The sequence below is a fragment of the Dietzia sp. UCD-THP genome, from assembly GCF_000349585.1.
Lineage (GTDB): Bacteria > Actinomycetota > Actinomycetes > Mycobacteriales > Mycobacteriaceae > Dietzia > Dietzia natronolimnaea_A.
In genome coordinates this window covers 35,890-53,981 of record NZ_KB714655.1, presented here as the reverse complement: position 1 = coordinate 53,981, position 18,092 = coordinate 35,890, and the positions used below count along the sequence as shown (strand labels likewise).

Annotated in this window: 21 protein-coding genes; 12 read left to right on the top strand and 9 right to left on the bottom strand. The window is 70.9% G+C overall.

Annotated elements, in window-relative coordinates:
* The coding region (locus H483_RS39675; protein WP_202959124.1) for a hypothetical protein at positions 1-298 on the bottom strand (298 nt) is incomplete at its 3' end.
* A gap of 109 nt (positions 299-407) precedes the next feature.
* Between H483_RS39675 and H483_RS33870 the strand changes: the two genes are divergently transcribed.
* Together H483_RS33870 and H483_RS33865 are read left to right on the top strand one after the other, a co-directional pair.
* Entirely contained in the window at positions 408-710 is a 303-nt protein-coding gene (locus tag H483_RS33870) for a DUF2516 family protein (RefSeq protein WP_238556348.1), read from the top strand.
* Positions 707-1,417: a MerR family transcriptional regulator gene (locus tag H483_RS33865; RefSeq protein WP_017837801.1), complete on the top strand. Its 711-nt coding sequence runs from the start codon at positions 707-709 to the stop codon at positions 1,415-1,417. The genes H483_RS33870 and H483_RS33865 overlap by 4 nt, the downstream gene beginning before the upstream one ends.
* 24 nt (positions 1,418-1,441) lie before the next feature.
* Here H483_RS33865 and purU read toward each other — a convergent pair whose 3' ends face one another.
* Positions 1,442-2,308 carry a formyltetrahydrofolate deformylase gene (gene purU / locus H483_RS33860; protein ID WP_017837800.1) on the bottom strand — a complete coding sequence of 289 codons (867 nt, stop codon included), beginning with the start codon at positions 2,306-2,308 and terminating at the stop codon, positions 1,442-1,444.
* Between the two features lie 53 nt (positions 2,309-2,361).
* Here purU and deoC point away from each other — a divergent pair, with 53 nt between their 5' ends.
* Positions 2,362-3,063: a deoxyribose-phosphate aldolase gene (deoC, locus tag H483_RS33855; protein WP_017837799.1), complete on the top strand. Its 702-nt coding sequence runs from the start codon at positions 2,362-2,364 to the stop codon at positions 3,061-3,063.
* A 63-nt stretch (positions 3,064-3,126) separates the two neighbouring features.
* Here the strand turns inward: deoC and H483_RS33850 are convergent, their stop codons facing one another.
* The 4 genes from H483_RS33850 to H483_RS33835 form a co-directional block, all read right to left on the bottom strand.
* A complete protein-coding gene (locus H483_RS33850; protein WP_017837798.1) occupies positions 3,127-4,074 on the bottom strand; it encodes an NADP-dependent oxidoreductase in 948 nt (315 codons plus the stop codon).
* 34 nt (positions 4,075-4,108) lie between these two features.
* Positions 4,109-4,612 (bottom strand): metallophosphoesterase, encoded by a 504-nt coding sequence (locus tag H483_RS33845; RefSeq protein WP_017837797.1) that lies wholly within the window; start codon positions 4,610-4,612, stop codon positions 4,109-4,111.
* Positions 4,613-4,632: 20 nt separating this feature from the next.
* Positions 4,633-5,469 (bottom strand): DUF2993 domain-containing protein, encoded by an 837-nt coding sequence (locus tag H483_RS33840; RefSeq protein ID WP_017837796.1) that lies wholly within the window; start codon positions 5,467-5,469, stop codon positions 4,633-4,635.
* A 105-nt stretch (positions 5,470-5,574) separates the two neighbouring features.
* Positions 5,575-6,075 carry a DUF2505 domain-containing protein gene (locus H483_RS33835; protein WP_017837795.1) on the bottom strand — a complete coding sequence of 167 codons (501 nt, stop codon included), beginning with the start codon at positions 6,073-6,075 and terminating at the stop codon, positions 5,575-5,577.
* A gap of 39 nt (positions 6,076-6,114) precedes the next feature.
* Here H483_RS33835 and H483_RS33830 point away from each other — a divergent pair, with 39 nt between their 5' ends.
* The 4 genes from H483_RS33830 to H483_RS33815 all read left to right on the top strand — a co-directional run bounded on the left by H483_RS33830 (position 6,115) and on the right by H483_RS33815 (position 11,022).
* On the top strand, positions 6,115-7,275 hold the full coding sequence (locus H483_RS33830) for a UDP-N-acetylmuramate dehydrogenase (RefSeq protein WP_017837794.1): 1,161 nt from the start codon (positions 6,115-6,117) through the stop codon (positions 7,273-7,275).
* Between the two features lie 180 nt (positions 7,276-7,455).
* Complete coding sequence (gene yidC, locus H483_RS38235) at positions 7,456-8,520, top strand: membrane protein insertase YidC (RefSeq protein WP_017837793.1); 1,065 nt, start codon at positions 7,456-7,458, stop codon at positions 8,518-8,520.
* A 291-nt stretch (positions 8,521-8,811) separates the two neighbouring features.
* Complete coding sequence (locus H483_RS33820; RefSeq protein ID WP_017837792.1) at positions 8,812-10,398, top strand: ATP-binding cassette domain-containing protein; 1,587 nt, start codon at positions 8,812-8,814, stop codon at positions 10,396-10,398.
* Between the two features lie 45 nt (positions 10,399-10,443).
* A complete protein-coding gene (locus H483_RS33815) occupies positions 10,444-11,022 on the top strand; it encodes a dihydrofolate reductase family protein (RefSeq protein ID WP_017837791.1) in 579 nt (192 codons plus the stop codon).
* A gap of 67 nt (positions 11,023-11,089) precedes the next feature.
* Here the strand turns inward: H483_RS33815 and H483_RS33810 are convergent, their stop codons facing one another.
* On the bottom strand, positions 11,090-11,632 hold the full coding sequence (locus tag H483_RS33810; protein ID WP_017837790.1) for a ferritin-like domain-containing protein: 543 nt from the start codon (positions 11,630-11,632) through the stop codon (positions 11,090-11,092).
* Positions 11,633-11,845: 213 nt separating this feature from the next.
* Positions 11,846-12,625, bottom strand: coding sequence for an SDR family NAD(P)-dependent oxidoreductase (locus H483_RS33805; RefSeq protein ID WP_017837789.1), 780 nt, complete (start codon positions 12,623-12,625; stop codon positions 11,846-11,848).
* A gap of 55 nt (positions 12,626-12,680) precedes the next feature.
* Here H483_RS33805 and H483_RS33800 point away from each other — a divergent pair, with 55 nt between their 5' ends.
* Genes H483_RS33800 through H483_RS33780 form a run of 5 tightly spaced genes read left to right on the top strand, consistent with a single transcriptional unit; the run spans position 12,681 to position 17,646 of the window.
* On the top strand, positions 12,681-13,670 hold the full coding sequence (locus H483_RS33800) for a glycoside hydrolase family 26 protein (RefSeq protein WP_017837788.1): 990 nt from the start codon (positions 12,681-12,683) through the stop codon (positions 13,668-13,670).
* Complete coding sequence (locus H483_RS33795) at positions 13,667-14,899, top strand: PP2C family protein-serine/threonine phosphatase (protein WP_017837787.1); 1,233 nt, start codon at positions 13,667-13,669, stop codon at positions 14,897-14,899. Before H483_RS33800 ends, H483_RS33795 begins: the two co-directional genes overlap by 4 nt.
* Positions 14,896-16,866 (top strand): glycosyltransferase family 2 protein, encoded by a 1,971-nt coding sequence (locus H483_RS33790; protein ID WP_017837786.1) that lies wholly within the window; start codon positions 14,896-14,898, stop codon positions 16,864-16,866. Before H483_RS33795 ends, H483_RS33790 begins: the two co-directional genes overlap by 4 nt.
* Positions 16,863-17,198, top strand: coding sequence for an STAS domain-containing protein (locus H483_RS33785; protein WP_017837785.1), 336 nt, complete (start codon positions 16,863-16,865; stop codon positions 17,196-17,198). Before H483_RS33790 ends, H483_RS33785 begins: the two co-directional genes overlap by 4 nt.
* Positions 17,188-17,646 (top strand): ATP-binding protein, encoded by a 459-nt coding sequence (locus H483_RS33780; RefSeq protein WP_017837784.1) that lies wholly within the window; start codon positions 17,188-17,190, stop codon positions 17,644-17,646. Before H483_RS33785 ends, H483_RS33780 begins: the two co-directional genes overlap by 11 nt.
* Here H483_RS33780 and H483_RS33775 read toward each other — a convergent pair.
* Positions 17,627-18,076 (bottom strand): limonene-1,2-epoxide hydrolase family protein, encoded by a 450-nt coding sequence (locus tag H483_RS33775; RefSeq protein WP_017837783.1) that lies wholly within the window; start codon positions 18,074-18,076, stop codon positions 17,627-17,629. The two genes, H483_RS33780 and H483_RS33775, sit on opposite strands and share 20 nt — an antisense overlap.
* Positions 18,077-18,092: the final 16 nt, after the last annotated feature.

The window sequence follows — 18,092 nt, the reverse complement described above, 5'->3', positions numbered from 1 at the left end:
CGGCGAAGAAGGCCCCGGCCAAGAAGGCTCCGGCCAAGAAGACGGCCTCCTCGAGCACGGCCTCCAAGACCGCGGCGTCGAAGCAGACCTCGGCGACCAAGTCGGCCTCGAAGACCACGGCTTCCAAGGCCGCGCCTGCGAAGACCACGGCCTCGAAGACCGCGCCCTCCAAGACCGCGGCCTCGAAGCCGGCGTCGAGCTCGACCTCGGGTTCGGCAACGGGCTCGAGCTCGGGTTCGACCGGCTCGTCGTCGTCCTCCGCCGACAAGTCCTCCGGTTCCGGCTCGAACTGAGCCACCGCGGCCCCGGGCCGCAGTCCGCCGCCCCCGGCCCGCTCGACCAGAGCGTGCCGGGGGCGGCGTCGTTCTGAATCCACGCCGTGAACATCCACTTCGGACGTTGCGGACGTGGCGACTACACTGGGCGAGGTGATTGAAGCATTGCCCGGAACCTGGGGCCTGGTCCAGTTGGCGATCCAGGCCGCCCTCGTGGCGTGGGCACTGGTCGGCCTGGTGTTGGCCGTCCTTCCCCCCGCGTCGGCGTACTCGATCGAGGGCAAGTGGCCCAAGCCCGCATGGATCGGCATCTGCGCCGCCGCCGCCCTCTTCTTCGCGATCCGTCCGTTCGGCATCCTCGGAATCGTGGGGATGGTCGCCGTCGGCGTCTTCTTCGCCGACGTCCGACCGGCCGTCGGCGGCAGACGCAGGTGAGTTCGAGGGGGTCCGCGCCGCTGCAGCGCATCGACGAGCTGGCGGCGACCTCCGGTACGACGGTCCGCAACATCCGCGTCTACCAGGAGCGCGGACTGCTCCAGCCGCCCATCCGCAAGGGCCGGACCGCGCTGTACGGACCCGATCACCGCAGCCGGCTCGAGATGGTCCTGCGGCTGCTCAACCGGGGCTACACGTTCGCCACGATCAGGGAACTGCTCATCGCGGAGCGGCACGGATTCACGCTCGCGGAGTTGCTCGAGGTCGAGAGTGTGCGGAGCGAGCGCAGGCCCACCGGGTCCCGCCGGCGCCTCACCCGCACGGAATCCCAGGCCCTCGATTCATTCGACCTATCCGAGACGCTGACCGAGGTGGGGGAGTCGATCGGGCTGGTCACCGAACCGGGCGCCGCCGGCCATCTGCTCTCCGACGCCTACGTCGCCGAACTCCTGCGGGACCTCATCGTGCTCGGCGTGGACGCGGACGGGATCGAGAAGATCGTTCGCCTGGTCGTGGAGGGGCAGGGCAGGGCCGTCGAGGCGATCACCGTGCTCGTGGAGGCTCTTCGTGATGCCGGGATCGACAAGGCGGTACTCGAGAAGCGGGTCCGGTCGACGCTCCCCGGGGCGGGCACGGCCGCCCGGCTGATCTTCCTGTCCGCCGCCGAGACCCTGCTCACCCAGCGCCACGGATTCTCCCGCGACTAAAGCCCCCGCCCGGAGGGGCCCGCGTCAGGTGAACACGACGGTCCGCGCATCGTGCACGAGGACGCGGTCCTCGAGGTGCCACCTCAGGCCGCGGGCCAGCACCAACTTCTCCGCGTCGCGGCCCTGCCTGACCATGTCCTGCACGGTCGCGGCGTGATCCACCCGGATGACGTCCTGCTCGATGATCGGCCCCTCGTCGAGGTCGGCGGTCACGTAGTGGCAGGTCGCGCCGATGAGCTTGACGCCCCGGATGTGCGCCTGGTGGTACGGGCGCGCACCGACGAAGCTCGGGAGGAAGCTGTGATGGATGTTGATCGCGCGACCGGCCCAGCGGGTGCACAGGTCATCGGGCAGGACCTGCATGAAGCGGGCCAGGACGATCGCGTGCGGGTCGATGTCGTCGACGATCGAGGCAACCTCCGCGAACGCGGGGGCCCGTTCGGCCGGATCCGCCGGGAACGGCACGTGGTGGAACGGGATGCCGTGCGCCTCGGTCATCCCCCGCAGGGTGTCGTGGTTGCCGATCACCGCACGGATGCGAGCGGGGAAATCCCCGCTGCCCACCCGACCCATGAGGTCGTGCAGGCAGTGCCCCTCCTTGGACACGAGGACGACGATGTCCTTCGGTTCGGCGGAATCGGCGATGTTCCAGTCCGTCTCAGGGCCGAGCTCGGCCGCCACCCGGGCGAAGCGGCGGCGCAGTTCGTCGAGGTCCATCCCGATCGATTCCGCGTCCACGGATTGCCGGGTGAAGAACCAGCGGGAGTTCTCGTCCGCGTGATACGCCGCCTCGACGATGGTGCCGCCGAGCTCGGCGAGGAACGTGGCGATGCGGGCGACGATGCCGATGCGGTCGGGGCAACCCAGGGAGAGGACGAAGCGGCGTGACATGAACGGTCATTGTGCCAGCAGGGGGTGTCGGGGAGCCCCGCTAGGCTGGCCGCATGGACGCCACCACACAGAATCACCTGACCCGGGCCCGCGTCGCGGCGATGATCGATCACACACTGCTCTCCCCGGACGCCTCCCGCGACGACGTGCAGGCCTGCGTGGACGAGGCCCGTGACCTGGGGGTCAAGGCGGTGTGCGTGAGCCCGGCGATGCTCCCGGTGCGGGCGGAGGGACTGACGGTGGCGACGGTGGCGGGCTTCCCGTCCGGCAAACACCACTCCCTGGTCAAAGCGATGGAGGGCCGGTTGGCGGTGGATCAGGGGGCCGTCGAGGTGGACATGGTGATCGACGTGGGTGCGGCGATCGTCGGGGCGGTCGACGAGGTGATGGCCGACGTGTTGACGATGCGCGACGCCGTCCCCCCGCCCACCGTGATCAAGGTGATCCTGGAGACGGCCGCGATCCACCGGGCGCTGGGCGAGGAGGCGGGGGACCGGCGGATCGAGGAGCTGTGCCACGCCGTCGCGCGAGCCGGGGCGGACCTGGTCAAGACCTCCACCGGCTTCCACCCCGCCGGTGGCGCCAGCGTCCGGGCGGTCGCCGCCATGCACCGCGCCGTGGGCGGCCAGCTCGGCATCAAGGCCTCGGGTGGGATCCGCGACGCCGACACCGCCCGGTCGATGATCGGCGCGGGCGCCACCCGGCTGGGGCTGAGCGGCAGTCGCGCGGTGCTGGAGGGGTTCCCCGAGGGCTGATGCCGCCCGCGTTTCCGCTTGCCGCCCGGGCCGTCGCTTCCGCCCGCGGCCCGGGTTGTCACCTCAGTCGAGCGTGAGGACCATCTTGCCGGTGGTCCGGCCCGTCTCCCCGCGCCGGTGCGCCTCCGCCGCCTGCTCGAGTGGAAAGACGTCGGAGACGCTGGCCCGCAACTCGCCCCGGTCCACGAGGTCGGTGAGGGACATCAGGTCGTGCCGCGAGGAGTCGACGAGCATGCGGATCGCGCGCACGCCCAGGTCGTCGGCCTCGCGGAGGAGATCGTCGGACCCCACCGGGAGGATCGACACGAGGATTCCGCCGGGACGAAGAGTGCGCAGCGAACGGGTGGAGTACTCGCCGCCGATGGTGTCCAGAACCACGTCCACGTCGCTGACCGCCTCGGCGAAGTCCACCTCGCGGTAGTCGACGGCCTCGTCCACCCCGAGCTCGCGCAGGAAGTCGTGCTTTGCCGCGCTGGCGGTGCCGATGACGTGGGCCCCGCGGGCTTTGGCGATCTGCACGGCCACGTGGCCCACCCCGCCCGCGGCGGCGTGGATCAGCACCCGCTGGCCGGGCTGTAGGTCGGCGTTCTCCACCAGCGCCTGCCACGCCGTCAGGGACACGAGCGGCAGTGCGGCGGCCTGCACGTGGTCGAGAGAGGCCGGCTTGGGGGCGAACCAGCTCGCGGGCGCCGACACGTACTCCGCGTGCGCGCCGTGACCGAAGGGGTAGGACAGCATCCCGTACACCTCGTCGCCCGGGGCGAACCGGGCCACCCCGATGCCGACCGCCTCGACGACCCCGGACAGGTCCCAGCCGAGCACGAACGGTGGCGCACCGAGGAACCCGCCGTTCGCCCGGTGCTTCCAGTCGGTCGGGTTGACGCTGGCGGCTCTGACACGGACGAGGATCTCGTTGGTCCGTGGATCGGGGCGGGGCTGGTCGGACACGACCAGGACGTCCGGGCCGCCGAGGGAGTCCTGGGTCACGGCACGCATGGTGGGGGAGGTCATGCACCCAGGGTGGCAGAATCCGACGATCGCCGCCCTACAGGGCCTGCGGAAGTCGGTGCAGCGTGACGTCGTCCACCGTGCCTTCGGCCAGGGTGGCGGTCATGAACGTGCAGAACGGCTGCCGACGGCGATCGGTCGGGGATCCCGGGTTCAGCAGCCGCAGTCCCCCCGGCGCCACGGTGTCCCACGGGATGTGCGAGTGGCCGAACACCAGGAGGTCGGTGTCCGGATAGGACCCGCTCATGCGCCTGTCCCGCCCCGCCGCGGGGCCGGTCTCGTGCACCACCGCCAGGCGCACACCCTCGAGCGTCGCGCGGGCCACCTCCGGGAGCCGCTCACGCAGTTCGGGGCCGTCGTTGTTGCCCCAACACGCGATCAACCGCGCGGACCGCTCCTCCACGGCGTCGAGGAGCGCCGCGTCCATCCAGTCACCCGCGTGCACCACCACGTCCGCGTCGTCCACCTCGGCCCACACGCGGGGCGGGAGATCACGGGCGCGCGTCGGGACGTGGGTATCGGCGATGATCAGCAGGCGCATGAACCCGGGTCCGCCGCCCGCTACCGGGTCGACTCCAGGACGACGTCGCGCCCGCTGAGGTCGACCACCATGCCGCCCGGGACCACCCGGACCCCGGTGAGCTGCACGCCCTGCGGGAGCTCGGCGAGCGCCGAGTCCATCATCGAGACGGTGCCACCGAGCAGTTCGGGCGGTAGCGCGAAGCCGAGGATCGAGGCCTGCGACGGATCCATCTCCAGATTGCCGCCGATCAACCTGGGGGTCACGACGGCCTCGGCGAGTCCGCTGATGGAGACGCGGAGCGTGCCCGAGGCCGGATCCGAGACGATCTCCTGCACCTGGATCAGGCCGCCGAGCATGCTGTCACCCGCGGAGTCCTGCTGCGCGGCCGCCGACATGGCCTGGTCGGAGACGAACGCGGTCCCGGTGAGCGAGTCCACGTAGGTGAGGTCGTCAGCGGAACGCACGCCTTCGGCGGTGATGTCGATCGCCGGGGCGGGGCCGCTCCCGCCCGCCGTCGGACTGCCGTCGGTGGTGATCCGGACGTTGCCGAGGTCGCCTCCGAAGTACGACAGGAGCACCGGGCGCGCGCCCAGCTCGACCTGCGCCGGGCTGCCGAGGGAGGCCGTGACCTCCTCCTGGATCCGGTTCTCCACGGCGTTGCGGGTGCCGAACTCGAGCCCCACCACGCCGGCCACGAGGACGATCACCGCGGCAACGGCGATCAGGGCGATCATCGGACCGCGCCGTCTCCTGCCGGTGTCGCCGCGGCCGGGGCGATCGGCGTCCGGCGCAGTGGCGAACTGCTGGGTCTCGGCGTTCTGGACGCCGGGTCGATCATGAGCGGGGAGTCGCTGGGTGTCGTGCCGCGGGTGCATTCCGCCCATTGTCGTCGATACCGGCCCGGATCGCAGAACCCCGGTTCAGCGCGTGCTCAGAACCCCGGGCCCGGTGCAGGGTCGGAACCCCGGTGGAGCGCGTGCTCAGAGCTCGGCGGTCCAGCGGTTGAGGTGCTCGGTCTCCGCGTTGAAGAACCGGGTGAGGTGGGAGACCACCAGCTTCTCGAGCTTGCCTCCCAGCAGCGGGACGGACACCTTGACCTGGCCCGACGCGGACTCGACCACCGCGGCGCCCTCGGAGAGCGACTCCGAACCCCCGTCGATGATCCCCAGTCCACCGGCGGCCTCCGCCCGGGCGGAGGTCGTGAACCGGTTCCCGTCGAACCCGGCGTAGGTGCTGGTCCGGACGATGATCAACCGGCCGGGCAGGACCTTGCGGGCCACGTCCGGGATGTCCTCGTCCGGGATGTGCTGGGTCACCGTCACGGTCGTGGAGTCCCCGGTGGTGACGAACTCGTCGAGCGAGTCGTCGGGGGTACCGATGGCGGCGAGTCGGTCGTGCCAGAAGGCCTCGTCGCCGTACGAGGCGAACACGGTCTCGAGGTGCGCGTCGATGCGGGCGGAATGGGAGAAGCGGGTCGCCATGGGGTCAAACCCTACAAGGGGGCGGTTACTCTCGGACGCGTGCTCCCGCCTTCTCCCGATCGACGCCCGGCTCACCTCGCCGACGAGGTGATCCGCGGGTTGTCCACCGTGGCCGGTCTCCGGGTGGTCCCCGATTCCAGCCTGGCCGATCTCACCACCCTGCGGATCGGCGGCCGTCCCCGCGCGCTGCTGGAGTGCGAGTCCGCCGAGGCCGTCACGGCCGCGGTCGGCGCCCTCGACGCCGCGGGCGTGCCCGTGCTCGTGCTGGGCGGCGGGTCCAACCTCGTGGTCGCCGACGGGGACCTCGACCTGGTGGTGGTGGCCGTCCGCAACAGCGAGGTCGGCTACCGGGACGCCGGCACGGACGGCCCCGGGGAGATGGTCGTCCGCGCCGGAGCCGGCCTGCCCTGGGACGACCTGGTGGCGGACACCGTCGACCGCGGGTACGGCGGCCTCGAGTGCCTGTCCGGGATCCCGGGCTCGGTGGGCGCGACCCCGGTCCAGAACGTCGGGGCCTACGGCGTCGACGTGGCGCAGGTGCTGCACCGCGTGCGCTGGTACGACCGCGCCACCGATACCGACGAATGGGTCGAGCCCGACGCGCTGGGACTGGCCTACCGCACCTCCGTGCTCAAGAACTCGTCGGCCGCGGTGGTACTCGAGGTGGAGTTCCGGCTCGACCCCGACGGTCGCAGCGAGCCGATCCGCTACGCCGAACTCGCCGGCCGGCTGGGCGTCGGGCCGGGGGAGCGGACCGACCCCGCCCTGGTGCGGCGCACCGTGCTCGAGCTGCGCCGGGGCAAGGGGATGGTGCTCGACCGCGACGACGCCGACACCTGGAGCGCCGGGTCCTTCTTCACCAACCCGGTGGTCCCCGAGGACAGGCTCCCGGTGGTGCGGTCCCGGGTCTCCGACCGGCTGGGGGCCGAGCAGGCCGAGCAGATGCCCGCGTTCGCGGCGGCGGGAGGGGTCAAACTCTCCGCGGGCTGGCTGATCGAGCGGGCCGGGTTCGGCAAGGGGCACCCCTCGTCGTCGTCGCCCGCCCGACTGTCCACCAAGCACACGCTCGCGCTGACCAACAGGGGCTCGGCCACCGCCGACGACGTGATCGCGCTGGCGCGCGAGGTGCGCGACGGCGTCGTCGAGGCGTTCGGCGTGGAGCTGCACCCCGAGCCCGTGTGGGTGGGCTGCAGCATCTGACGCCGCCGCACTCCGCCGCGCCGGCCACGGCCCTGCTCACGCTGCCGCTTTCCACCCCGGCCCCCACCGCTCCCGCTGACCCTGGCACGCTGGGGGACGGCCTTCTAGTCTTGACCCGGCCTGTTCCGCCCCACCCCGCGCGCCCGCTCCGGCGCCACCGTCCCATCTGGAGATTCGCCCGTGGACCTCTTCGCGTATCCGGTGTCGCTCGTCATGAAGTTCTGGCACTGGGTGCTGAGCTTCGTCGTGGACCCCGGTTCCGGAGTGGCCTGGGTGGGGTCCGTGCTGTTGCTGGTGGTGACCGTGCGGCTGCTGCTCATGCGGTCGATGTACCGGCAGCAGTACTCCATGCGCAAGATGGCGCAGATCGCTCCCAAGATGAAGGAGCTGCAGAACAAGTACAAGGACCGCAAGACTCCCGAGGACCGCCAGGAGCAGGCCAAGGAGATGCAGGCCCTGTACGCGGATGCCGGGGTCAATCCCGCCGCCGGGTGTCTGCCGCTGCTCGTGCAGATCCCGGTGTTCCTGGGTCTGTACTACGTGCTGCTCAACTTCTCGCCGCGTGGGGTGTCGATCGAAGAGGCCTCGACCATGACCAACGGGGCGTTCGGCCCCGACCAGGTCGCCTCCTTCCTCAACGCCGAGATCTTCGGGGTCCCGCTGGCCTCGTACATCCGGATGCCGCAGGACGTCATGGACTCCCTGCACCCCGGGCTGGTGCGCGAGGACATCCTCGTCCTGGCCGTGCCGCTGTTCGTGCTCGCGGGCATCGCCACCTTCGTCAACATGTGGAACTCTTTCCGGCGGCAGAAGGCGGCCAAGGCGGCCGAGCAGGAGGCGATCGCCCGGGTCGAGGCCGAGGAGAAGGCGGGCGGGCCGGTCGTCGACGGGGAGGTCCTCGAGGTCGACGGCGAGAAGCCCGCAGCCCCCGCGCCCGCCACCACCGGCGCCGCTGCGGGAACCGGTGCGGCGGGCTCGGCCGCTGCGGGCAAGCCGCAGGACTTCCAGTCGATCGCCGAGTCCATGACCGAGTCGATGAACCAGTCGATGAAGATCATGATGTACCTGTTCCCCTTCTTCCCCATCGTGGGCGCGTACTTCTTCAACTTCCCCATCGCTATCGGCATCTACTGGCTCACCAACAACATCTGGACCGCGGTGCAGTCGCACTTCTTCATGGAGAAGCTGGAGAAGGAGCTGCCGATGACCAGCCGCGAGGGGCTCCCGCCCAGCGCGTTCATGTGACGGCCATGTGACTTAGCCTCGCCGGCCCCGCCGGCCCCGCCGGCCCCGCCGGCCCCGCCGGCCCCGCCGGCCTCGCCGGCCCCGCCCGGATGACGCCCGCGGGCGAGGCGCCCCTTGTGGCCCCGGCGGCCCGGGCGTAATCTGCACACCGGAAGTCGGCAGGCGCACGACGTGACCGCGGAGAGATCCCGGCTGCGGGGGGCGCCAGCCGAGCAGTAGACACGAGGAGACCCAGGACAGTGCTCGACCCCAGGTGAGACCCGGCCCACCCGCCACCTCCCTGGAGCACACATGTCTTCCCTCGTCCTGTCGGACGTCGCCTACGCGTTTCCCGACGGCACCCCACTCTTCACCGCGCTCGACCTCGCCCTGCGCCCCGGCGTCACCGCCGTGGTCGGCCGCAACGGCGCGGGCAAGTCCACCCTGCTGCGCCTGATCGCGGATGAACTCTCGCCGTCCGCGGGGTCGATCTCCGTCGACGGCGAGCCCGCTCGTCCACCCACCGTCGCGTACCTGCCGCAGTTGCTCGTCGACGCCACCGCACGGCGCACCCTCGCCGACGAACTGGGGGTCGGCGCGCGACTGGCCGCCCTCGCGCGGATCGAGGCGGGACGGGGCGACGACGACGACTTCGCCCGTGTCGGGGACGACTGGTCGGTCGCCGAGCGGACCCGTGCGCTGCTCGACGACCTCGGCCTGCCCACCGATGTGGACAGACCCGTGGTCGACCTGTCCGGCGGGGAGCGCACGCTCGCGGCTCTCGCGGGCAGGCTCCTGGCGCAGCCGACGGTGTTGCTGGTGGACGAGCCGACCAACAACCTCGACCACCGCGCCCGGGCGAGGGTGTTCGCGGCGCTTGAGAGGTTCGTCGCGACGGGGAGGCGGATCGCCGTGGTGGTGAGCCACGACCTGGAGCTGCTCGAGCGGGTCGATGCCACGGTGGAGGTGCGGTCCGGGCGGTGCAGGGTGTTCGGCGGGCCCTATTCCCTGTACCGGGAGGCGATCGAGGCCGAGCAGTCCGCGGCCACGCAGGCGTTGTCGAGTGCCCGCAACGAGTGGCGCGCCGAGAAGCGGGACCGCATCGAGGGGATGGAGAAGGCGAGCCGTCGACTTGCGCAGGGGCGTCGGGTGCAGGCCGCCGGCGGAATGCCCAAGATCCTCATGAACGCGCGACGCAGCTCCTCCCAGGAGTCCGCGGGCAGGCGCCGCGCGGTCCACGAACACGGAGTCGAGCAGGCGCGCGCGCGGATGCAGGACGCCGACGCCGCCCTCCGCCGCGAGGAGTTGTTGCGGATCCCGATGCCCGACCCGGGGCTGCCGGCCGGGCGGATCGTGCTGGACACCCTCGATCCGGTCGCCGGCCGCATCCACCTGACAGGACCTGCGAGGACACGCCTCACCGGTCCCAACGGCAGCGGCAAGACCACGCTGCTCCGGCGCCTGTTCGGAGACGGGTCCGCCGGAGCTGGTGACGGCCGGGCGGCGCACGTGCCCTGGGCTCTGCTGCCGCAGGATCTGCGGCTCGATCATCCCGACCGGTCGGTGGTGGATGCGATCCGGGCGGTGCGCCCCGACGCCGATCCCGAGCAGATCCACGCCCACGCGGCGCGGATGCTGTTCACCGGGGAGGCCGGGTTCCGCCGCCTCGCCGAGCTCTCCGGGGGCGAACGCCTGCGTGCGGCGCTGGCGGCGAGGTTGTTCGCTCGGCCGGTGCCGCAGCTGCTGATCCTGGACGAGCCCACCAACAACCTCGACCTCGCCGGAGTGGAGGTGCTCGCCGACGCTCTCGCCCAGTGGCGCGGGGCCCTGCTCCTGGTGAGCCACGACGAGGGCTTCTGCGACCGGGTGGGGGTGGACGACGTGATCCGGCTCGGCTGACCCCACCCCACGTCACCCGATCGCAGACCACGGAGGGACTCATCCATGCGCAAGCTCATCTACTACATCGCCGTCACCGCCGACGGGTTCATCGCGGACCCCGATGGACGGACGGACTTCTTCCCGCTCGAAGGCGACCACATGGCCTGGCTCATCGAGCACTACCCGGAGACGATCCCCGGTCACGTCCGCGGCGCGATCGGTCTCGCGGGGACCGGCCCACGCGTGTTCGACACGGTTCTGCTGGGCCGGTCCACCCATCAGGTCGCGGTAGACGAGGGTCTGGCCAGCGGTTACCCGCACCTCCGCCAGTACGTGGTGACTCATCGGCCCGGTGATCTGCCGGCGGAGGTGGGGCTCACGGCCTCGAACGAGGACCCCGTCACTCTGGTCCGCCGGCTCAAGTCGGAGAGCTCCCCGCTCGACATCTGGTTGTGCGGTGGCGGGGAGCTGGCGGCGGCGTTGGTGGACGAGGTCGACGAGTTCCGGCTCAAGGTCAATCCGGTGGTGATCGGCCGGGGGCGACCGCTGATCGCCGGGTCCACCGGTGCGCGGCCCCTGGTCACGCACCGGCGGATCGGGTTCGACAGCGGGGTGAGCTACGTGGAGTACACCCGCGACTGACCCGACTGCACCTGGTCCGCCTGCGCCTGCCCCACCCGCTCCCGGTCGCCGGACCCTGTGGGTCCGGTCAGACGGCGCCGCCGGCGACCGCGGGCGGGGTGCCGGTGTTGGAAGACGAGTCGGTCTCGCGCGCGAGGTACTCCTCGATCCGGAACCAGTCGTCGTTGGCGCGCTCGGCGATCGCCACCAGCGTGCTCATGTTGGCGACCTCCTCGACCTGCTCGCGGAGGAACCACAGCATGAACTGCTCGCCCAGCGGGTCGGACTCGGCACGGGCCGCCTGGAAGAGCGACTCGATCTGACGGGTGACCTGCCTCTCCTGCTCGAGGGCGTACCGCAGCGCGGCGACGGGGCCCTCGAACTCGGCCTGCGGACCGGGCACGGCCGGGATGGTCACCGGGATGTCGCGGTCGAGCATGTACTGGACCATCATCATGGCGTGGTTCCGCTCGCCGAGGCTGTGCTGGTAGAAGCGTCCGGCGAGCTGGGGCAGATCCTTGGCGTCGGCCCACACGGCGATCGCGATGTACTGCTGGCTCGCGGCGAACTCGTGGCCGACCTGCGCGGACAGGAGTTCGGTGAACGACGAAGACTTCTTGGCCATGATCATGGCACCCTTCCTCTCGGGGACCTCGACGGACGTCGAGACTCGCCCGGGGCATGTTGCGCCCCAGGGCGCCCAGAGTAGGGCTGGCCACAGCGTTTTACCAGGTCAGTAAGGCTAACCGAACATCGGTAAGCCTGGCCTTGTCGGCGGGACCTGCCAACGGGGTCCCGCGCCACCGCGCCACCGCGCCACCGCGCCACCGCGGGACCGTACCACTCAGCGCCGGTGCGCCCGCATGGCCGAGTGCTGGTCCCGCGGCTTGACCACGATCTGGTCCAGATTGACGTGCGACGGCCGGCTCGCCACGAACCCCACGATCTCGGCGACATCCTGCGCGACCATGGGGGTCAATCCCTGGTAGACGGCGCCGGCCTTGTCGTCGTCGCCGTCGAACCGCACGAGTGAGAACTCGGTCTCCACCATGCCGGGCGCGATCTCGGTGAACCGCACGGGTTGGCCCAGGTGCTCCCCGCGTAGCGTCCGGTGCAGCACGGCCTGCGCGTGCTTGGCGGTGGTGTAGCCGCTGCCCTTGTCGTAGGACTCGAGCGCGGCGATCGAGGTGATGGTCACCACCAGCCCGTCGCCGGTCTCCACGAGCACCGGCATGAGTCCGCGCACGAGTCGCAGGGTGCCCAGGACGTTGGTCTCCCACATCCACCGCCACTGCTCCTCGTCGGCGTCCATGACGGTGGTCGTGCCCTTGGCGCCGCCGGCGTTGTTGACCAGCACGTGCAGCCGGGGGACGGCCGCGCAGAACGCCTCACACGAGTCGGGATCGGTCACGTCCAGGGGGATGGCGGTGCCGCCGATCTCGTCCGCGAGCGCCTGCAGCCGGTCGAGTCGCCGGGCACCGACGATCACGTGGAATCCCAGCCGCGCCAGCTCGCGCGCGGTGGCCTCACCGATCCCGGAGGAGGCGCCGGTCACCACCGCGATGCGGGTGTCGGAGGGGAGGTCGGCCAGGCGCGCGCGGGCGGCGGGGTGATCGAAGCTCATGGGATCAGGCTAGAACAGCACACCGCACCGCGCGCGGCGGCGACAATGGACCCTGATGCGTGCGGTGTGGATTGTCCTGGTCTCGGTGGTGGTGGCGGCGATGTGCGTGGCGTGTGGATCCTCCCGGCAGTGCGAGGTGGCCGCCGACCCGCTGGCGGTGCCCCTCGACGCCCCCGGCCAGGCGTGCCCGCGCTTCGGCGTGAGCACCCCCGGCGGTCCGGGCGCCCCGGGGGAGTACCGCGCCGTCGCCGACGCGGTGGGGACCCGGCCGAGCGTGGTGATGTGGTTCGTCGACTTCTCCTCCCCACCCCCGATCGCCGAGCTCGACGCCGTCCGGGGGTGGGGGGCGGACCCGGTCATCACGTGGGAGCCGTGGCGCTGGGTCGCGGACGGCGAGTACGACCGATCGGCGTTCCCGATGGAGCAGATCGCGGCGGGGGTGCACGACGACTACCTGTACCGGTGGGCCGACGAGCTGGCCGCCTGGGGGGACACGGTGTACCTGCGGTTCGCCCACGAGGCCAACGGCGACTGGTACCCGTGGAGCCCGGCGGGCGGAACCCCACCGCAGACCTATGTGGACGCGTGGCGGCACGTCCACGACCTGTTCGCCGTCAAGGGGGTCCACAACGTGAGGTGGGTCTGGACGGTCAACGTCCCCCACCCCGGCAGCAGCCCCGTCGCCCCGCTCTATCCGGGAGACGACTACGTGGACGTGGTGGGCGTCGACGGCTACAACTGGGGGACCACCCAGCCGTGGAGCTCGTGGCAGGAGCCGGAGGAGATCTTCGGTCCCACCCTGGACGAGGTGGCCGCTCTCGCACCCGGTCGACCGGTGATGGTCACCGAGGTGGCGAGCGCCGAGGCGGGTGGGTCCAAGCCGGAGTGGATCAGGGACCTCGTCAGCTATCTTGACTCCAGAGAAGAGTTAACGGCGTTTGTGTGGTTCGATTTATATAAGGAGACCGATTGGCGTCTGGCCAGCAGCCCGGAGTCCGCCGACGCCATGGCGGACGCCCTGAACAGAGAGCACCGCACGAGATGACCCCTCACCCGTGGAGCGTCCCCGCCCCCGTCGAGGCCGAGCGGGTGCGCGACGTGGAACGACTCGGGATGCTCGACACCCCGCCCGAGGGTCGGTTCGACCAGGTCACCAACATGGCCCGCCGGGTTCTGGGGGTGCCCGCGGCGTCCCTGTCCCTGATGGACGGCGACAGGCAGTGGATGAAGTCGATCCAGGGACTGGACATCGACGAGGTGCCGCGGGAGAAGACGGTCTGCCGCACCACCATCGCGCGGGCGTACCGCCGCCCCGAGGACCCGATGCTCGTCATCCCGGACGCCGCCGCCGACCCGGAGTTCACGGAGATCCCCGGCATCGGCGGCCCGGATGGGATCCGGTTCTACGCCGGATACCCGCTGTTCGGCCCCACCGGCCACCCCGTGGGTACCTTCTGCGTCTACGACACCGAACCCCGCAACCTGGACCCGCAGCAGATCGAGGCGTTCACCGAGCTCGCCGAGTGGGCGCAACGGGAACTCGAGCGGTCCGCGGAGTTGGACCGGGCCGCGGAGATCCAGAACCAGCTGCTCCCGCGCCCCCTCACGGGGCCCGAGGGCTACCGGGTAGCCGCCGTCTGCCTCCCGGCGTTCACCGTCGCAGGCGACTTCTACGACCACTACAGTCGTGGAGACACCCTGATGCTCACCGTCGCCGACGTGATGGGTAAGGGGCTCGGGGCGGCGATCCTGTCCTCCTCGGTCCGCGCCTCGGTCCGGGGGGCCTCCCGGGTGCTCGACCGGTTCGGCCCCGCCGACGGGGCGCATGACACGGGGGCCGTCACGACGCTCGCGGCCGAGCACCTCGCCGAGGACTGCGAGCTCACCTCGACCTTCGTCACCGCCCTGCTCGCCGCTATCGACCTGCCCACCGGGACGATCCACTACACCGACGCGGGCCACGGCCTCGCGTTGGTGCGGCGCTCCGACGGGCGGATCGACCCCCTGAAGGAGGGCGGGCCCCCCATCGGGATCCTCCCCGGGACCACCTGGACCTCCGATGAGGCACAGCTGGAGCCGGGCGATGTGTTGGTGATCTGCTCGGACGGTCTGCTCGACCTGGTGGACGAGGGCAGCGACCCCGCCGCGGTGGGGCGGTTCGTGCAACCCTTCGCCGATCCCGACGAGCTCGCGGCCGCGACCCGGGAGCTGGTGGCGGGCCGGCCCCCGCTGGACGACGTGACCGTGGTGGCCGTCCGGAGAGAGACGGCGTGAGCACGGTTCCGGCGCCGCCGGTGCCGCGCAGCGAGTACCCCTCGCCCTACCTGCGGCTGCTCATCGTGGTGACCGTGATCGTCGGGCTGAACTACATCGTCTGGCGGTGGCTGTTCTCGGTCAACTGGGACGCCTGGTGGATCGCCGTCCCGCTGGTCCTGGCGGAGACCTACAGCCTGATCGACTCGATCCTCTTCGCCGTGACCATGTGGCGGTTGCGTCGTCGCCCCGAGCCGCCCCCGGCGCCGGAGGGGTTGAGCGTCGACGTCTTCATCACCACCTACAACGAGCCGCTCGAGCTGGTGCTCAACACGGCGGCGGCCGCCAAACGCATCCGCTACCCGCACCGCACGTGGATCCTGGACGACGGCGCCCGTCCGGAACTCCGGGCCGCCGCCGAGGAGTTGGGGGTCGACTACCTCACCCGGTCGGCCAGTTGGACCAACAAGCCGCGCCACGCCAAGGCGGGAAACCTCATCAACGCGCTCCTGCACACAGACGGCGAGTTCCTGCTCATCCTCGACGCGGACCAGGTCCCCGAGCCGGAGATCCTCGACCGGACCCTCGGGTACTTCACGGACGAAGGAATGGCGCTGGTCCAGACCCCGCAGTACTTCACCAACGTCCCTGAATCCGACCCGCTGGGCAGTCAGGCGCCCCTGTTTTACGGGCCCATCCAGCAGGGCAAGGATGGGTGGAACGCGGCGTTCTTCTGCGGGTCGAACGCCGTGCTCCGTCGCGAGGCGCTGATGCAACTCGGCATCACGGGGTACGTCAAGGCCGTGGAGGACGGGGTGGATCGCGCCCTGCGGACGGCCGGCAGGGTGATCAGGCGGGCGCAGCGCGCGGTCCCGGCGGACCAGCCCGAGGTGGGGGAGGCGCTCGGCTCCGTCCGGCGGGCCGTGCGCACCGCCCGAGCCGAACTCAGGGCCGGCGGGTCCCTCGCGGAGATCACCTACGGGTTCCAGCAGACGGTGGACGCGGCCGCACGCACGGTGGTGGACGCCGACATGGGCGCGATCCGGGCGGACCTCGAGGCGATCGCCGCGCTGGACGAGCACGGGTCGGACGCGATGGTGCTCGACGACCTGGTACTCGACCAACTCGCGGACCGCGAGTGGTCGCCACTGGGAGCGGTCGAGTCGGTCCGGGCCCTGATCCGTGCGGTGGACATCGACCGGGCCGACGAGGCGGAACCCACCCAGGCACTCGCGACCATCTCGGTCACCGAGGACATGGCCACCGCGATGCGCCTTCATGCGGCGGGTTGGCGGACCGCCTACCACCACGAGGTGCTGGCCTATGGTCTGGCGCCTGAGGACCCCAAGACGATGCTCACCCAGCGACTGCGGTGGGCACAGGGAACGATCCAGGTGATGTTGCGCGAGAACCCCCTGGTGCAGCGTGGCCTGACGCTGGCCCAGCGTTTGATGTATTGGTCCACGATGTGGAGCTACCTCTCGGGCTTCGCGGCCCTGGCGTACTTCGCCGCCCCGGTGATCTACCTGACGCTCGGTGTGCTGCCCGTCCAGGCGTGGAGCGTGGACTTCTTCGCGCGACTCATCCCGTTCCTCGTCCTGAGCCAGCTCCTGTTCTTCATCGCCGGCCGGGGAAACCCGACCTGGCGTGGTCAGCAGTACAGCCTCGCCCTGTTCCCCGTCTGGATCGCGGCGTGCTGGACGGCCGCGCGAAACGTGTACTTCGGCAAGCCCCTCGACTTCGCGGTCACGCCCAAGACGCGCCAGGGTGAGGATGCGACCCCGTGGTACCTGTTCCGGCCGCAGTTGATCGTCATGGCCTTCCTGGTGGTGGCGGCCGTGATCGGGGTGGTGCGCTTGTACCTGGGGGCGATCTCCGTCCTGGGAGTGACGGCGAACCTCGTCTGGGTGGTGTTCGACCTGTTCATTCTGTCGGTGGTCATCCGGGCCGCTCGATACCGTGGACCCGACAGAGAGGGAGCGACATGACCACCTACGACATCAGGGAGACCGGCACCGCAGTGGTGGTGGCGCCGACCGGCCGACTCAACATGGTGGCCGCCCCCGGCCTCCGCGACCAGCTGCTTGAACTGGTCGACGGCGGGTCGCGCCGGGTGGTGGTCGACCTCAGCGCCACCGAGTTCATCGACTCCTCCGGGCTCGGAGCGCTGATATCCGGACTCAAAGCCGCGCGACAGGCCGGGGGCGACCTGCGCATCGCGGCCCCGAACGAACAGGTGAAGAGCGTGCTGAAGCTCACCCGGCTCGACCGGGTGCTCACCGCGCACGAATCCGCGGACTCCGCCTTCGATGGCGACTGACCAGCGCCGGGAGCTGACCCTCACCACGGGTGAGGGCACTCTCGACCGGGTCCTCGATGAGATCGGGGAGATGCTCTCCGCCGGTCAGGTCGAGGAGGATGCGCGGTTACGGTTCGAGATCTCCGTGGCGGAGATCGGCGCGAACATCATCGAGCACGCGGGAGACGGTTCCCCGGTGCAACTGAACCTGGTGCTGGAGGTGACACCGGACCGCCTCGAGGCGCGCTTCACCGACAACGGCAGCCCCGCCCGGGTGGACCTGCGCGCCGTGCAGATGCCGGACGTCTTCGCCGACCGCGGCCGGGGCCTGGCGATCGCGCTGGAAGCACTCGATGAACTCGAGTACCGCCGGCGCGGGGGAGAGAACGTCTGGCGGCTGGCCTGTTACCGCGAGCGGGAGGCGGGGCAGCCGGAGGACGACGACGAGGTCAGCGGCCCCGGCCGGTGACCATGCCGACGAGTCCACGCACCGCACCGAGGACCATGTCGGACTTGGAGAAGTAGTCCTGCCAGCCGCACACGAGGCCGTCGCGGACCTCGAGGCGCCCACACACCCAGAAACCGCAGCGGAATCGCCCGACCCCCAGGTAGTCGGTGCGTTCGGTGAGCACGATCGTGGGGGAGCCGGGGGTGGTGGGGTCCGCGGGGGCGCCCACGGCGAGGTGGTGGATCTCCGCGTCGAAGTCCACGTTGGTGCCCAGGGCCGACAGTGCCTTGACCACCTCACGCTTGCCCCGGATGGTGGGGAGCCCGATGTTGGCCCACCACACGTCCTCGGCGAGCAGCTCGGAGGCGGTGGTGACGTCGCCCGAGACGAGGGCGTCGAAGAAGGTGCGGACCACGACGTCGGAGTCGAGCTTGGTGGTGGTGGTAGCCATTGGACCACGGTAGCCG